The 16167-nt window shown below is 44.1% G+C and carries 15 protein-coding genes; 14 read left to right on the plus strand and 1 reads right to left on the minus strand.

The features are described from left to right. Positions 1-157 precede the first annotated feature (157 nt). The 10 genes from guaB to Q0E19_RS00865 all read left to right on the plus strand — a co-directional run bounded on the left by guaB (position 158) and on the right by Q0E19_RS00865 (position 10540). Entirely contained in the window at positions 158-1633 is a 1476-nt protein-coding gene (guaB, locus tag Q0E19_RS00820; RefSeq protein ID WP_294406213.1) for an IMP dehydrogenase, read from the plus strand. A gap of 56 nt (positions 1634-1689) precedes the next feature. Then, on the plus strand, positions 1690-2442 hold the full coding sequence (locus Q0E19_RS00825) for a putative ABC transporter permease (RefSeq protein WP_294406215.1): 753 nt from the start codon (positions 1690-1692) through the stop codon (positions 2440-2442). A gap of 138 nt (positions 2443-2580) precedes the next feature. Next, entirely contained in the window at positions 2581-3561 is a 981-nt protein-coding gene (cbiB, locus tag Q0E19_RS00830) for an adenosylcobinamide-phosphate synthase CbiB (protein ID WP_294406219.1), read from the plus strand. 301 nt (positions 3562-3862) lie between these two features. Then, a complete protein-coding gene (gene nifJ / locus Q0E19_RS00835) occupies positions 3863-7432 on the plus strand; it encodes a pyruvate:ferredoxin (flavodoxin) oxidoreductase (RefSeq protein ID WP_294406221.1) in 3570 nt (1189 codons plus the stop codon). A 113-nt stretch (positions 7433-7545) separates the two neighbouring features. Beyond that, positions 7546-7818, plus strand: coding sequence for a sporulation protein YabP (gene yabP, locus Q0E19_RS00840; protein ID WP_294406224.1), 273 nt, complete (start codon positions 7546-7548; stop codon positions 7816-7818). Positions 7819-7855: 37 nt separating this feature from the next. Next, on the plus strand, positions 7856-8251 hold the full coding sequence (yabQ, locus tag Q0E19_RS00845) for a spore cortex biosynthesis protein YabQ (RefSeq protein ID WP_294406226.1): 396 nt from the start codon (positions 7856-7858) through the stop codon (positions 8249-8251). Positions 8252-8351: 100 nt separating this feature from the next. After that, entirely contained in the window at positions 8352-8771 is a 420-nt protein-coding gene (locus Q0E19_RS00850; RefSeq protein WP_294406229.1) for a septum formation initiator, read from the plus strand. Between the two features lie 41 nt (positions 8772-8812). Continuing rightward, positions 8813-9379 (plus strand): S1 RNA-binding domain-containing protein, encoded by a 567-nt coding sequence (locus Q0E19_RS00855; RefSeq protein WP_294406233.1) that lies wholly within the window; start codon positions 8813-8815, stop codon positions 9377-9379. A 97-nt stretch (positions 9380-9476) separates the two neighbouring features. Then, positions 9477-9740, plus strand: coding sequence for a DUF4321 domain-containing protein (locus Q0E19_RS00860; protein WP_294406235.1), 264 nt, complete (start codon positions 9477-9479; stop codon positions 9738-9740). A gap of 98 nt (positions 9741-9838) precedes the next feature. Beyond that, positions 9839-10540, plus strand: coding sequence for a hypothetical protein (locus tag Q0E19_RS00865; RefSeq protein ID WP_294406238.1), 702 nt, complete (start codon positions 9839-9841; stop codon positions 10538-10540). 128 nt (positions 10541-10668) lie between these two features. Here the strand turns inward: Q0E19_RS00865 and Q0E19_RS00870 are convergent, their stop codons facing one another. Beyond that, positions 10669-11667: a glycoside hydrolase family 130 protein gene (locus Q0E19_RS00870; protein ID WP_294406239.1), complete on the minus strand. Its 999-nt coding sequence runs from the start codon at positions 11665-11667 to the stop codon at positions 10669-10671. A 419-nt stretch (positions 11668-12086) separates the two neighbouring features. On the opposite strand from Q0E19_RS00870, the gene Q0E19_RS00875 reads away from it, so the two are divergent. Genes Q0E19_RS00875 through rsmG form a run of 4 tightly spaced genes read left to right on the plus strand, consistent with a single transcriptional unit; the run spans position 12087 to position 15529 of the window. After that, positions 12087-13091: a DMT family transporter gene (locus tag Q0E19_RS00875; RefSeq protein ID WP_294406242.1), complete on the plus strand. Its 1005-nt coding sequence runs from the start codon at positions 12087-12089 to the stop codon at positions 13089-13091. Between the two features lie 14 nt (positions 13092-13105). Further along, positions 13106-14089: a tRNA dihydrouridine synthase DusB gene (gene dusB / locus Q0E19_RS00880; RefSeq protein WP_294406244.1), complete on the plus strand. Its 984-nt coding sequence runs from the start codon at positions 13106-13108 to the stop codon at positions 14087-14089. Between the two features lie 37 nt (positions 14090-14126). After that, positions 14127-14807, plus strand: coding sequence for an HAD family hydrolase (locus tag Q0E19_RS00885; protein WP_294406246.1), 681 nt, complete (start codon positions 14127-14129; stop codon positions 14805-14807). Beyond that, a complete protein-coding gene (rsmG, locus tag Q0E19_RS00890; protein WP_294406248.1) occupies positions 14807-15529 on the plus strand; it encodes a 16S rRNA (guanine(527)-N(7))-methyltransferase RsmG in 723 nt (240 codons plus the stop codon). The genes Q0E19_RS00885 and rsmG overlap by 1 nt, the downstream gene beginning before the upstream one ends. Positions 15530-16167 lie beyond the last annotated feature (638 nt).

The raw sequence follows: 16167 nt of genomic DNA on the forward strand, positions 1-16167 counted from the left end.
CGTATTGCAAATTGTTGTCAGTATTGCATTACTGAAATAATATATTAATAGTTTGTTAGGAAATCTACGTTGACAAATTCTTATAAATAGTGTATATTTATAAGAATATTATAAGTTTTTAAAGAATTAATATGATTAAAGTGCGGGAGGTAAATTTATGCTGGAAACAAATCCAAACAATAAGTTTGTAAAGGAAGGTCTTACTTTTGATGACGTACTGCTTATCCCGGGAGAGTCTGATTGCACTCCTGATATGGTGGATATCCATACTCATCTGACTAAGGACATTGTACTTAATACGCCTATCATGACTTCTGCCATGGACACAGTTACAGAGGCTAAAATGGCTATCGCTATTGCTCGTGAGGGCGGTATCGGTATTATCCATAAGAATATGACTATTGCTCAGCAGGCTGAAGAGGTCGATAAGGTAAAGCGTTCTGAAAACGGCGTTATCGTAAATCCTTTCTCACTTACCGCTGATAAAACTGTTGCCGAGGCTGACAAGCTTATGGGCAAGTATAAGATCTCCGGTGTGCCGATCGTAAATGAAAAAGGTCAGCTTGAGGGTATCCTTACAAACCGTGACCTCAGATTTATCACAGATTTCGATATCAAGATCGCTGACGTTATGACTAAGGAAAACCTTGTTACAGCTCCTGTTGATACTGATCTCGCAGGCGCACAGAAGATCCTTATGAAGCATAAAATCGAAAAGCTCCCGCTGGTTGATAAGGACGGTATTCTTAAGGGCCTTATCACTATAAAGGATATTGAAAAGGCTGTTCAGTATCCAAACTCTGCAAGAGATAAGAAGGGCAGACTTCTCTGCGGCGCTACTATCGGCATGACAAACGATATCCTCGACAGAGCAGGTGCTCTTATCGACGCTCAGGTTGACGTTCTCGTCCTCGATTCCGCTCATGGTCATTCAATGAATGTTATAAACTGCCTTAAGAAAGTTAAGGCTGCTTTCCCGAATACTCCTGTTATCGCAGGAAATATCGCAACTGCTGAGGCTGCAAGAGCTCTTTGTGAAGCAGGCGCTGACGCTATCAAGGTCGGTATCGGTCCTGGTTCTATCTGTACTACACGAGTAGTTGCAGGCATCGGTGTTCCTCAGATCACAGCTGTTTATGACGCTGCCTGTGCTGCTGCTGAGTATGGCATTCCTGTTATCGCTGACGGCGGTATAAAGTATTCAGGTGATATCGTTAAGGCTCTTGCCGCTGGCGCAAGCGTTGTTATGCTCGGTTCTGTACTCGCAGGCTGTGAAGAAGCTCCAGGCGAAACTGAGATCTATCAGGGCAGACAGTTCAAGGTTTACAGAGGCATGGGTTCTCTCGCAGCAATGAACAAGGGTTCAAAGGACAGATACTTCCAGACAAACTCCAAGAAGCTCGTTCCTGAGGGAGTTGAGGGAAGAGTTGCTTATAAGGGACCTGTATCTGACACTATCTTCCAGCTTGTCGGCGGTATCCGTTCCGGTATGGGTTACTGCGGCTGCCACACTATCGAAGAGCTTGGTTCTAAGGCTCAGTTCGTAAGGATCACAGGCGCAGGTCTTAAAGAATCCCACCCACACGATATCTATATCACTAAGGAAGCTCCTAACTATTCAGCTGGTATCTGATAACAGCAAGTATTTTATTAAGTTTGTTTTGATGAAAATTTATAAGTGGATCTGATATGAATATATTTTTAAGACTGGCATTTCTGTTTGCCGTCGGAAGTATGATAGGCTGGGTCATTGAGCTTTTTTACAGAAAGTTTTTCGACCCCGTGAACGTAGAACGAAAGTGGCTCAATCCTGGATTTCTTACAGGACCATACCTCCCGCTTTACGGCTTTAGCCTTATCGTGCTTTATCTTCTGGCAAGATTGGAGCAGTGTGTTCCCTTTGAGAACATATGGCTCAAAAGAATAGCGCTGTTTGTTGTTATGGCGATAGTTATTACCGCTATCGAGTACCTTACAGGTATGATCTTTATCGTTAAGTTAAAGATCATGCTTTGGGATTACAGACAGTTCTGTGGGAATTATAAAGGAATAATTTGTCCGCTCTACTCCTTCTTTTGGGTTGTTTTAAGTGCATTTTATTATTTCTGTATAAACCCTTATATACTTGATGCACTTAACTGGCTGGCACAGAATCTTGCATTTTCATTTGTGATCGGTCTTTATTATGGTGTATTCTTTATGGATCTTGGTATGTCAATAAAGAACATTGTGAATATTACTGAATTTGCTCATGAAAATCAGATAGTAATTTTCATTGACGAACTTAAAGAACAAATAAGAAGTGTGCGTTCAAAAAACAAAGAGAAACTCTCCTTTTTTGAATCTATTCGTTTTTCCAACACCCTTACGAACAGTCTTGAAAGATATCGTGAACTGAGGGAAAAGCTTGAAAAAAGAAAAGATAAAAAGGAAAAGAACTGATAATTCAGCGGCTGATAAATTTTCAGCCGCTTTTTTGTTGATAAATCCCCTGCCGATATTGCAAAATCCAACAAACTGTGATATAATTATCTCAATATCTTTATATTAGTAAAATATAAAATGAAAGGATAAAATTTTATGCTGATGAATTCGCTCTGCGCTCTTGCGCTTGGATTTGTCCTTGATATGGCTCTCGGCGACCCTAACGGTTCGCTTTATCCGTTGACGCTTATAAAAAAGCTTGTGCGATCTCTTGAAAATACGCTCAGAAAAGCTTATGCGGATTCTCCTGAGGCGCAGAATATGGCTGGTCTGATGCTCATTATCATGACGCTCATCATCTGCCTCGGAATTTCTGTTGCCCTGCTGTTTGTCTGCTATAAAATAAATGTCGTTCTGGGCATAATCATGGAGGGCATACTCTGCTGGATATCTATTTCATGTAAGTATCTCAGGATCTCCGCTCAGGGCGTTTTCCGTGCCGCAAGATCGGGCAACATCATTTCTGCAAGAAGATATCTGAAAAAGATATCCTGCCGAGACGTTGACGAGCTTGATATGAACGAGGCGGAAAAGTGCGCAGCTGAAACTATCTCCGAAAATATCACAGACTGGATAATCGCTCCTGTTTTCTGGATAGCTATTTTCGGCGGAGTAGGCGGAATATTCTGCCGCTGCATAAATATCATGGATAATACTGTGGGATACAAAACGGAAAGCTGCCGCTATTTCGGAAAAATCCCTGCTATCGTTGACGACGTTATAATGTATATCCCTGCAAGGATAGCCGCTTTCCTTATGAAACTCAACGTTGCTTTTCTCCACCTTGACCATAAGAACGCCGTAAGGATATACAGACGTGATAAGAGAAAATCGCCAAGTCCTAATTCGGGCTGTACGCAGGCTGTCTGTGCAGGTGCATTGGGTATCGCTCTCTGCGGTGATGAATATTATGACGGTCAGCTTGTAAGAAAAAAAGTTATCGGCAGTTCATCAAGACCTATCGAACCTGCCGACATCTACTGGACATCTCAGCTTGCCCTCGGCACAGCAGGATATGGTCTGCTGCTCGCCGCTGTTGCAAGGGTTGCGGTATATATAATTGTATATGTGCTTTGATATCAGCAAATAAAGTTATAAGCGTCTTTTTGCAGTTTTTGTGAAAAGACGCTTTGCTTGTGTAAACGTTACAACTGGTTTGTACAGACTAACCGAAAATAGGGTGTTTATAAGGTGTAAATCGGGTAAAAAAGCTGAAAAAATGTCCTCAGGGGTATTTACAAAAGTGAAAAATAATGTTATACTGTAATAGTTAAGGTGGATAAAAATTTCGATATCTTTTTTGGGATCACGAGATTTTCGTCCCGCCATGAATTTTGAGCCGCAGGCTTAAAATATCGAGAAAGGAATGATTTCAGAAATGGCAAGAAAAATGAAAACCATGGACGGAAACAACGCTGCTGCTTGGGCATCATACCCATTTACAGAAGTTGCTGCTATCTATCCTATCACACCATCGTCAGTTATGGCTGAAGTGACCGACCAGTGGGCTGCCAAGGGTAAAGAGAACCTCTTCGGAACTCCGGTAAGACTGGCTGAAATGCAGTCTGAGGCAGGCGCATCCGGTACAGTACACGGTTCGCTGTCAGCAGGCGCTCTTACAACAACATATACAGCTTCACAGGGTCTTCTTCTTATGATTCCTAACCTGTATAAGATCGCAGGTGAGCTTCTCCCTTGCGTTATCCACGTTTCTGCAAGATGCGTAGCTTCCCACGCTCTTAACATTTTCGGCGACCACTCCGACATCTATGCTTGTCGTCAGACCGGTTTCGCTATGCTTTGTTCTTCTAACGTACAGGAGGTAATGGACCTCGGTACAGTAGCTCACCTCTCAACTATTGAGGGCAGAGTTCCATTCATCCACTTCTTTGACGGATTCAGAACATCTCACGAGATCCAGAAGATCGAAACATGGGATATGGAAGATGTAAGAGATATGGTAAACTTCGAGAAGATCGAAGAATTCAGAAAGCACGCTCTTAACCCTGAGCATCCTGTTCTTAAGGGTACAGCTCAGAACCCTGATATCTTCTTCCAGGCAAGAGAAGCTTGTAACCCATACTATGACGCTATCCCTGGCATCGTAGAGGATTACATGAACAAGGTAAACGCTAAGATCGGTACAGATTACAAGCTGTTCAACTACTATGGCGCACCTGACGCTACACACGTTATCGTTGCTATGGGTTCAGTTTGCGATACTATCGAAGAAACTATCGATTACCTCAACGCTAACGAAGGCACAAAGCTCGGTCTTGTTAAGGTAAGACTTTACAGACCTTTCGTTGCTGAGAAGCTCGTTGAAGCTATCCCTGCAACTTGTGAGCAGATCTCTGTTCTCGACAGAACTAAGGAGCCTGGTTCACAGGGCGAGCCTCTTTATCTTGACGTTGTTGCTGCTCTCAAGGGCACACAGTTCCACGATATCCCTGTTGCTTCAGGCAGATATGGTCTTGGTTCTAAGGATACAACTCCTGACCAGATCAAGGCTGTTTACTGGAACGCAAGCTGGAAGGACACATACAAGCCAAGATTTACTATCGGTATCAACGATGACGTTACAAACCTCTCACTTGAATCAGAGGGCAAGCTCGACTCTGCTCCTGCAGGCACAACAGCTTGTAAGTTCTGGGGTCTTGGTGCAGACGGTACAGTCGGCGCAAACAAGAACTCTATCAAGATCATCGGTGACCACACAGATCTTTACGCTCAGGCTTATTTCGCATATGACTCAAAGAAGTCAGGCGGCGTAACAGTTTCTCACCTGAGATTCGGTAAGACTCCTATCAAGTCAACTTACCTCATCAATCAGGCTGATTTCGTAGCTTGCCACAACGAGTCTTATATCACAAAGTACAATATGGTACAGGATATCAAGCCGGGCGGAACATTCCTCCTCAACTGTCAGTGGGACGAGAAGGAGCTTGATAAGCACCTCCCAGGACAGGTAAAGAGATATATCGCAGAAAACAACATCAAGTTCTACACTATCAACGGTGTTAAGATCGGTAAGGAGATCGGTCTGGGCAACAGGATCAATACTGTTCTTCAGTCTGCATTCTTCAAGCTTGCAAATATCATTCCTATCGACGACGCTATCAAGTATATGAAGGACGCTGCTACTGCTTCATATTCTAAAAAGGGCGACGCTATCGTTAAGATGAACCACGATGCTATCGACGCTGGCTGCCATCAGGTAGTTGAAGTTAAGGTACCTGCTAAGTGGAAGAACGCTAAGGATACTCCTATGGGTATGGCTGCCGTTAAGTGCGCTGACAAGACTCTTCAGGACTTCGTAAACGAGATCCAGATCCCTTGCAATGCTCAGGAAGGCGACAAGCTCCCAGTTTCTACATTCACACATATGGCTGACGGCGTGTTCCCACAGGGTTCAGCTGCATTCGAGAAGAGAGGTATCGCTGTTGATGTTCCGGCTTGGAACGGTGCAAATTGTATCCAGTGTAACTTCTGTTCATATGTATGTCCTCACGCTGTTATCAGACCTGTTGTAATGACAGACGACGAACTGAAGAAGGCTCCAAAGCTTGCTCAGGACAAGGCTGTTGCAATGACAGGTATGCCTGGATATAACTTCGTTATGACTATGTCTGCACTTGACTGTACAGGCTGCGGCTCATGCGTAAATGTTTGTCCTGGTAAGAAGGGCGAAAAGGCTCTTAATATGATGCCTCTTGAAACTCAGCTTGCTGAGCAGGAAGTATTCAACTATGGTCTTACACTTGCTGAGAAGCCTGAAGTATTCGCTAAGTTCAAGGAAACTTCAGTTAAGGGTTCACAGTTCAAGCAGCCGCTCCTTGAGTTCTCAGGCGCTTGCGCAGGCTGCGGTGAAACACCTTACGCTAAGCTCATCACTCAGCTCTTCGGCGACAGAATGTATATCGCTAACGCAACAGGCTGCTCTTCAATCTGGGGCGGTTCAGCACCTTCAACTCCTTACACAGTAAATAAGGAAGGCAAGGGTCCGGCTTGGGCTAACTCACTCTTCGAGGATAACGCTGAGTACGGTTACGGTATGTTCCTCGCACAGTCAACTATCAGAAACAGAACTATCGCTAAGGTTCTTGAGCTTTCAAAGACAACTAAGGCTGCTGCCCTCAAGACAGCTACTGAAGAGTATCTCTCAACAGTAGACGACGGTGCTGCTAACAAGGCTGCTACTGCAAACCTTATCGCTGCTCTTAAGAAGGCTAAGACAAAGGCTGCTGACGAGATCCTTAAGGACGCTGACTACCTTGCTAAGAAGTCAATGTGGATCTTCGGCGGTGACGGCTGGGCATACGATATCGGTTACGGCGGTGTTGACCACGTTCTCGCACAGGGCGAAGACGTAAACATCTTTGTATTCGATACTGAGGTTTACTCAAATACAGGCGGACAGTCTTCTAAGTCCACACCAACAGGAGCTATCGCACAGTTCGCTGCTGCTGGTAAGGAAGTTAAGAAGAAGGATCTCGCTGGTATGGCTATGTCTTACGGCTACGTTTATGTTGCACACATCGCTATGGGTGCTGACATGAATCAGTGTATAAAGGCAATTCAGGAAGCTGAGTCTTATCACGGTCCATCACTCGTTATCGGTTATGCTCCATGTATCAACCACGGTATCAAGGGTGGTATGAAGATCGCTCAGACAGAGGAGAAGAAGGCTGTTCAGGCTGGTTACTGGCACCTTTACAGATTCGACCCACGTCTTAAGGCAGAGGGTAAGAATCCATTCGTTCTCGATTCTAAGGCTCCAACAGCTGACTATAAGGAATTCATCATGGGTGAAGTTCGTTACAACGCACTTGCTAGACAGAATCCTGAAAGAGCTGAAAAGCTGTTCGATAACGCTGTAAAGAACGCAAAGGACAGATATGATTATCTGCTCAGATATGCTAAGCTTTACAACACAGAAGAAAAGTAATCTAAACTTTATCTGATATTAAACCGCATCTCTTATGAGGTGCGGTTTTTTATGCCTAAATCCGAATTTTTCCGCATATAATCTTATATATTGAATATTCGGAGGGAAAGATCATGAACGAAATGCAGGGCAGGCACAATGCTATTCTTGAAAACCGCTCACGTCTTATGCTGACGGGAGTGACGGACGTGGAGTGTTTCAACGAAGAGGTGATATCACTTTATACTCAGCTTGGCGAGCTGACCATAAGGGGGAAAAATCTTCACATCAATGAAATGAGCGTAGACAGCGGCGACCTCAGCGTTGAGGGGGATATATCTTCACTTGTGTACGGCGAAAAAGATCTGAAAAAACGGCTGAGCCTAATCGGAAAGCTGTTCAGATAAAAAATTTAAAAAGATAAAATTTAAAACGGTGAAAGCTATGGATATTTTTTATTTTGCAAAGGAAACAGGGATATATCTTTCGGGCATCATAACAGGCTGCGTCCTCGGAGCGATCTATGATTCGATAAGAGTGGTGAGGGCGGTCATACCTCATGGGAAAGTGCTGACCTTTGCGGGGGATTTTCTCTATGTGCTGTTTTTCAGCTTTGTGCTTTTTACTTTCAGCACAGGTCTTACGGGGGAGATACGCTATTTCACCCTGTTCGGTATGTTGCTGGGCTGCCTGCTGGAAAGACTGCTGCTGGGCAATTTTATAGTCAAGGCTGTGTGGAAGATATCGGGGTTTGTGAGGGAAAAAATACTTAAACCGCCGGTGATATTTATGACTAAAATAGTAGGTAAAATAAAGCGTGGATTTGTTAAAAACGCTTAAATTTTAAAAATGCGTAAAAAAACTTCAAAAAGCCCTTGAAAGTTGAAAGTTAAGTGGTGTATAATAATTAAGAGTATAAAATTATGAAAGGAGATCCACGATGACAACCGAGAAAACTATGCTCAGCGACATTGATGATGAAATTGAAAATGACGATGCAGCTGTTGTCGATTCAGGCGAAACGGCTGAAAAGAGTGAGAAAAGCGAAAAGAAGATCGGCAGATCCCGCAAGAAAAAGAAAACACGTTTTTTCAAACCAATGCTTGTTATGCTGGTGATATGTTTCTGCGTGTTTGCCGTTGCGGATATCGTTTCACAGCAGGCTCAGATCGAACAGCTCAGACAGGAAACTGACGCTATGGCTGAGAAGATCGACGAGGCTAAAAAACTCAATGATGAGTATACCGAAATGCTCAATGCGGACGAATCTGAATTTATGGAGAAGGTCGCAGTTGAACAGCTTGGCTATGCTTATCCTAATGAACGCAGATTTTATATTGTAAACGGTTCAGACAACTGACCTTGCAGTATTATAAATTTTAGAGAGGACATTAAAATCAGATGCAGCTAGAAGTAGGAAAAATTTATGAAGGAAAAGTAACAGGTATCACAAAGTTCGGAGCATTTGTGGAGCTTGACAAGAACACCACGGGAATGGTACATATCTCAGAAGTGGCAAATACTTTTGTCAACGAGATAAAGGATCACATTCAGGAGGGGCAGACTGTAAAAGTCAAGTTGCTCAGCCTTGGTGATGACGGAAAGATCTCGTTGTCGATAAAGAAAGCACTGCCTGCTCCTCCGAGAAAGCCGAGAGAGAACAGAGATGGCAGGGACGGCAGAGATGGAAACAACCGTGACGGCAGAAACAATAACCGTGAGGGCGGAAGAAACTTTTCAAGAAACTCAAACGGCGGCAGACAGGGCGGTTCATACTCAAAATTTGCCGACAGAAAGCCGCAGGATTTCACAAAAAATCCACCGCCGGTATACGATCCGTCTGCTAATTCGGGCAATGCCGACTTTGAAGATATGATGAGCAAATTCAAGGCTGCAAGCGATGAAAAGTTTTCAGACCTCAAGAGAATTACTGACAACAAAAGACGTTCGCCGTCAAGAAGAAAGTAATTTTCGGACGTAAAACACAAATATAAATTCAAAAGGGGACTGTGCTGTGTTTGAGCAGGCAGACCCCTTTATATTAAATTTCAGGACGGAAAATGCTATGAAAAATTTTAAAAAGACATTTGCGTTTATCTTTTTTATGCTGTCGGGAATAATTCTGGGCGCTTTTATCGCATACATCTGTGAAGGAAAATCCTACGTCAGCTGGCTTGCATGGGGAAAAAGTATCGGCATAGAGAACATTTCTGTTGATCTTTATGTTATTAAATTCAGCATAGGCTTAATGGTGAGGGCAACGATATCTCAGATATTTACTATCGCCGCTGCGCTGATAGTCTTTTCAAAGACTTGCAAAAGTCTTTAGACTTGTAAGAGTCTTTAGATTTGTAAAAGTCTTTGACCTGCAAGAGTCTTTAGGCTTTAAATACCTCACAATATCTATAATATCAAATCGGAGTTGCAATGAAAAAAATCGGAATATTCAAAATATCAAAAATCAAAAAGCTGTTTGCGGCAGGCTGTGCCGCCTGCGTGTGTCTGCTGAGCGGCTGTTCATCTGACGACGTTGAGGGCGGAGAGCTGATAAAAGAGGCGAGAAAAGCCTATACTTCCCTTGACTCAGCCGTAGTCACTATGACGAACGAGCAGACAGGCGAGGTCGAGCAGACTTTTACGTTCAAATATGATGAAAAGGACGTGCTGATGTTTTCCTATTACGGAAAAAGCGACAGCACAGAGTATGCACAGTACAACAACGGCGCAGAAAGCTTTACTTATGATAACGGAAAGTATTCCCACTGCACCAGAGGCGAAGACGATTTTGTTCAGTACACAAGGGCGGTAACTCACCCGCAGGCTGACGAGGGGCTTCTTATTTATGATCCCGACTGCATAAGCGACGCATCTGTAACGGAGGAGGACGGGATAACTCACATAAAGCACGTTTATGATGTTGAAAAGATAGCCGCTCAGGCGGAAAGCGGAGAAGTAACAGGCTTTGAGGCTGACTATTATTTTGACGGCAGTGAACTGCAATATTTCGTTGAAACTACGACTGCTAATGACGGCGGTAAGGAGACAGTTCATTCCTACCGTGTGGATATAACACAGAAAAATGCTGTTGACAGGGTGGAAAACACCACTGACCGGTTTAAAGACCAATAAAAACAACCTTCCGTATTTTGGTGTACGGAAGGTTATTTTATTTAATAATGATGTCAAAATCAGAAAACAAAAAGCGGCTGTTATAAAAACAACCGCTTTTTAAACTATTCAGAATATTCAGCTTTCAATTAGATTGAAGAGTGGCTCTTTACATAGTCGATAACGTCATCAACTGTTGTGAATGCCATTGATACGCAAGTATCAGCACAGCCGTAGTAAATTGCGATTCTGCCTGTATCCTTGTCGCAGAGAGTTGCGCATGGGAATGTAACGTTCTGAACGTCGCCTACGCACTCATAGATCTCCTGTGGGCTGAGGAGGTATTCAGCACATCTGTACTTAACCTTCCATGGCTCGTCCTTATCAAGAATGCAAGCTGAGAAGCTGTATACAAAGCCGTTGCATGACTCAAGAACGCCGTGGTAGAAGCAGAGCCAGCCCTCAGATGTCTCGATCGGAATAGGACCTGCACCGATCTTCTTGGACTCCCAAGCCTTGAGAGGTCCCATAACGTGTCTGTGCTCACCCCAGTACTTCATATCAGGTGACTGTGAAATGTACATATCACCGAAAGGTGTATGACCTGAGTCAGAAGGTCTTGAGAACATTACATACTTGCCGTTTACCTTTCTTGGGAAGAGAACGCCGTTTCTGTTGAATGGCAGGAATGCGTTTTCACACTGATAGAAAGTCTTGAAATCGAATGTATAGCCAACGCCGATAGTAGGTTTCCAGCCGTAAGCGTTGCACCATGTGATCCAGAATCTGTCTTCGATCCAGCAGCATCTTGGGTCATAGCCGTAGCCCCACTGATTAACTTCTTCAGTTGACTTGTCAGCCTGCTCGAATACGATTCTGTCAGGGTTGATATTCCAGTGGATACCGTCCTCAGAGAAGCCTGCGTGAAGCTCCATGTTACGAACCTTGTCGTCTACACGGAAAACGCCTGCAAACTTGCCCTCGAAAGGAACAACTGCACTGTTGAAAATTGAGTTTGATGTAGGAAGGAGATTTCTAGGAATGATTGGGTTAGTGTTGTATCTCCAGATAACGTCTTTGCAATCTGCGGGCTTGTCCTGCCAAGGCATATTAGGCAGAGAAACGCCGTTGATGATTTCTGTCTTCATGGTTTAAAGTCCACCTTTCATAAATTTATAAGCTGACGAAGAATTATCTTAAGAATATATTTCTTCCGAAATTTTTCTTCTCTTAATATTATACACGATTTCCGAAATATTTCAAGACCCCGACGCCAATTTTAAAACGTTTTAGTGCTTTTGTAATCGTATTCTTTTAAAAGTTAATATTTTTTTTACATTATAAATTTTAATATCACCGCATAATCGTAAATAATTATACTTTTATTTACAGTAAAGCAGGCGAAACGATCAATTTTTTGTCAGTTAATATATTTTCATACATATGGGGCTAGCGATGTAAAGCTCATAAGCTTAGCTTATGAACTTAAAAACTTGAAATGGATCTGAATATATGGTATAATAAATTTGATTGTATTATCATATGTGAGATGTAAGAGGTGTTTGACTTGTCCGAAGATAATGAAGATAATGAAGAGAATGAAGAGAATATAGTTCGCTCCACCGAAAAGGGCGGCAGGCTGAAAAGCTTTGTAACATCGCCTTTCGGACTTTGCGTTACGGCGCTGTTCTGCTGTATGCTGTGGGGAAGTGCATTTTCGGGAGTCAAGGTGGGATACAAGGCGCTGTCTATGGACTCTTCCGACTGGGCAGGACAAATGGTGTTTGCAGGGATAAGGTTCTTTATTGCAGGACTCATGGCGATAGCCGCAGGCAGTATAAGCCGACGGAAACTTCTTCTACCCACAAAGTCCTCAATACCGAAAATAGGCATAATAAGCTTTTTTCAGACAATAGCGCAGTATTTTTTCTATTATATCGGACTTGCTCATACGACTGGAGTAAAAGCGGCTGTGATAGTTGCGGCGAATGTTTTTGCGGCTATACTCATATCTGCTCTGCTGTTTAAAATGGAAAAGCTTACGCTGAGGAAGATAACAGGCTGTGTTATAGGCTTTGGCGGAATAATACTCATCAACATAGGCGGACTGGGCGGACAGTCCTTTAACCTGCTTGGCGACGGTTTCATATTTTTATGTACCATAGCAAGCGGCTTTTCCTCTGCCTTTATGAAAAAGCTGTCGGGCGGCGAAGATCCTGTTATGCTCAGCGGCTATCAGTTTATGTTCGGCGGAGCTGTGATGTGGCTGTTCGGAGCGGTATGCGGCGGAAAGATAGGCGGCTTTACTCTCTTTTCAGCAGGAATGCTCATATACCTTGCGTTCGTTTCAGCGGCGGCATACTCGCTTTGGGCGGTTCTGCTGAAATTTAACCCTGTGTCAAAAGTTGCGGTGTATGGGTTGATGAATCCTGTCTGCGGAGTTATCATCTCGGCTATTGTCCTTGACGAGGGCGGAGCGTTCGGCGTGAAAGGTGTGTGCGCCCTTGCAATGGTGTGCATAGGAATATATATCGTAAACAGAAATGGAAGTAATGAACGCAAGAATTCATAAGAATGTGGTGGATTATGGAATATATTGATATCGGCGGAATAAAAATCGAAAAAACTGCGGCGCTTGCACCAATGGCGTCGGTGGCGGATAAGTCTTACCGTCTGCTCTGCAAAAAGTACGGCGCAGCCTATCTTGTCAGCGAAATGATCTCATCTAAAGGACTTTGTTTCGGGGACAGCAAGACGGCAAGGCTTTGCGAGATAGAGCCAGAGGAAAGACCTTATGCGCTCCAGCTTTTCGGTGAAGATCCCTATTATATGGGCAAAGCCGCATATCTTCTCAATCAGTTCAAGCCTGATATGATCGATATAAATATGGGCTGTCCTGTGCCGAAGATAGTGGGCAACGGTTCGGGTTCTGCACTTATGAGAGATCCTCAGAGGGCACTGGAGATAGCAAAGGAAGTTGTGAAGAATGCGCAGTGTCCCGTAACGGTAAAGTTCCGTGCAGGCTGGAACGAGGACAGCATAAATGCAGTTGAGTTTGCAAAGATAATTGAACAGTCTGGTGTTGCCGCCATTGCCTGTCACGGCAGGACACGTTCGCAGTTTTATTCTGGCAGCGCAGACTGGGACATAATAAGGCAGGTCGTTGAAGCGGTGGATATCCCTGTGTTCGGCAACGGTGATGTAAAGGACGGCGAAAGCTGCAAAAAAATGTACGAGCAGACAGGCTGCAGCCTTGTTATGCTGGCGAGGGGTTCATACGGAAAACCTTGGGTATTCAAAAACATAAAGCATTACCTTGAAACTGGTGAAGTTCTCCCCGAACCGACGGTCGAGGAAAGAATGAAGATAATGGTGGAGCATTGCGAATACCTTTGCAGATACAAGGGCGAAAAGCAGGGCATGAAAGAGGCAAGGAAAAACGTTTCGTGGTACGTTAAAGGTCTGCCCGGTTCGGCAAAGCTGAGGGCGGAAAGCGGAAACCTCAGCACACTTGAACAAGCGAGAGAAATGGCGGACAGGATAATCTGCACTGCGCAGCAGGACGGCTGAAAATAATAAAGACATAAATACAGAAAGGCAGAATTTTATGACGGACAAAAGCTATAAAGGCTATGATATAATACTTTTTGATCTGGACGGTACGCTCACCGATTCGGGAGCGGGGATAATAAATTCGGTAAAGTATGCGCTTAGGACAAACGGCGATGATATCCCCGATGAAAGCGTTCTGCTGAAATTTATCGGGCCGCCGCTGTGGGAGTCTTTTGAAACGTTCTGCGGATTTTCCCACGAAAAGGCTTGCGGACTGGTGGAGCTTTACAGGGAGTATTACAGGGAAAAAGGTCTGTTTGAAAATGCGGTTTATGACGGAGTTGAAAAAATGCTGTCAGATCTGAAAGCGCAGGGGAAAAGGCTTGCTGTGGCGACTTCAAAGCCTGAGATGTTTTCTGTGCGGATACTGGAGCATTTCGGACTTGCGGAATATTTTGAAAACATAACAGGTGCGACACTTGACGGAACGAGGATAGAAAAGGCTGACGTTATAGCCTGTGCGCTTGAACGCTGCGGAGCGGATAAGGACAGCAGGGTTCTTATGGTTGGCGACAGAAAGCATGACATTCTCGGCGCACACAAAAACAATATCCCCTGTGCGGCGGTGCTTTACGGCTACGGCACAAGGGAGGAATTTGAGGAATACGGCGCAGACTACATAGTTAAAGAGCCGTCGGAGATTGCGGTACTTGCCGCACAAGAGGAGGGAAAGTGATGATGCTGTCAAAGGCTCAGACAGATGAGATATTCGGAAAATACGGTATAGAGCTTACAGACGAACAGTACAGCAGGCTTGCAGTATATTCAGATCTTTTGGTGGAATGGAACGAGAAGATAAACCTGACGGCCATAACAGACTCTGAGGGGATAACTGTAAAGCACTTTTTCGACAGCATTTATCCGTTCACTCTTTTTGAGTTAAAGGAAGGTTCTTCACTGATAGATGTTGGAACAGGAGCAGGTTTTCCGTCCTGTCCGCTGAAGATATATCGTGATGACATAAAGCTCACTCTGCTGGACAGTCTGAACAAGAGGGTAAATTTTCTCAAGGAACTTTCAGAAAAGGCTCAGCTTGATGCGCAGTGCATTCACGGCAGGGCGGAAGAGGCAGGAAGAAATGCAGACCTCAGAGAGCAGTTCGATTGTGCCTGTGCGAGGGCGGTAGCAAATCTGACGGAGCTTTCGGAATACTGTTTGCCATTCGTGAAAAAGGGCGGAATATTTGCCGCACTGAAAGGTTCGGGCGGCGAAGAGGAGCTTGAAGAAGCGAGAAACGCCATAAAGATTTTAGGCGGCAAGGTTGAAAAGGCAGAGAAATACTCGCTCCCGAATGGTGACGGCAGGACGCTTATCATCATCAGAAAGGTAGCCTCCACTCCCCCTAAATACCCCCGAAACAAAGGTCAAATGAAAAAACGTCCTCTCCGGACGGGGTAATTCGGGACACTCGCAAGCTCGCTGTCTGCTGTGCGGACTTCTCATTTGCGCTCGGAAGAAACTGAGATATGACTTTTACTGAAAGTCCTCGGGCGGACGGCTCGGTCCTCCCGGACGGGGTCGTTCGGGACGCTCGGCAAGCTCGCTGTCTGCTGTGAGGACTTCTTATTTGCGCTCGGAAGAAACTGAGTGCGAAACTTTTACTTGAACAAGGCTTGATAAGATCTTGTGTTGGCTTTTTTATTCTGTGTCTGTCACCGCCAACTTTAACAAGGTCTTATCTTGCCTTTTTTGTATTTCTAATACATCATTTAACACAGCGTTACACCTTACAATCTTTTAGTATCTTTCAGTTTTCTTTAAGAAGTGCCAAAAGGGTGTCAAAAGTTTGGCAGGTCGAAAACAGCATACAAAAAAAGGGCGGTCAGAAACCGCCCTTTATAAATTATAAAATTACAATAATATTTGCTCGATCTGAGAGAAACTGCGATAAGTTTAAACAAAGTTGGGGTGTCAAAACTGGCGACCGCAGGTCGCCCCTACGCAAATTTTGTAAAACCATATAAGACCTAATCAAACCGAAAAGAACCAATACAATACCTTATCAAAGTGGGTTTCAGTAAAATCCATATCTCCGT

Origin of the sequence: uncultured Ruminococcus sp. (assembly GCF_934476685.1) — a bacterium.
Taxonomy (GTDB): Bacteria; Bacillota; Clostridia; order Oscillospirales; family Ruminococcaceae; genus Hominimerdicola.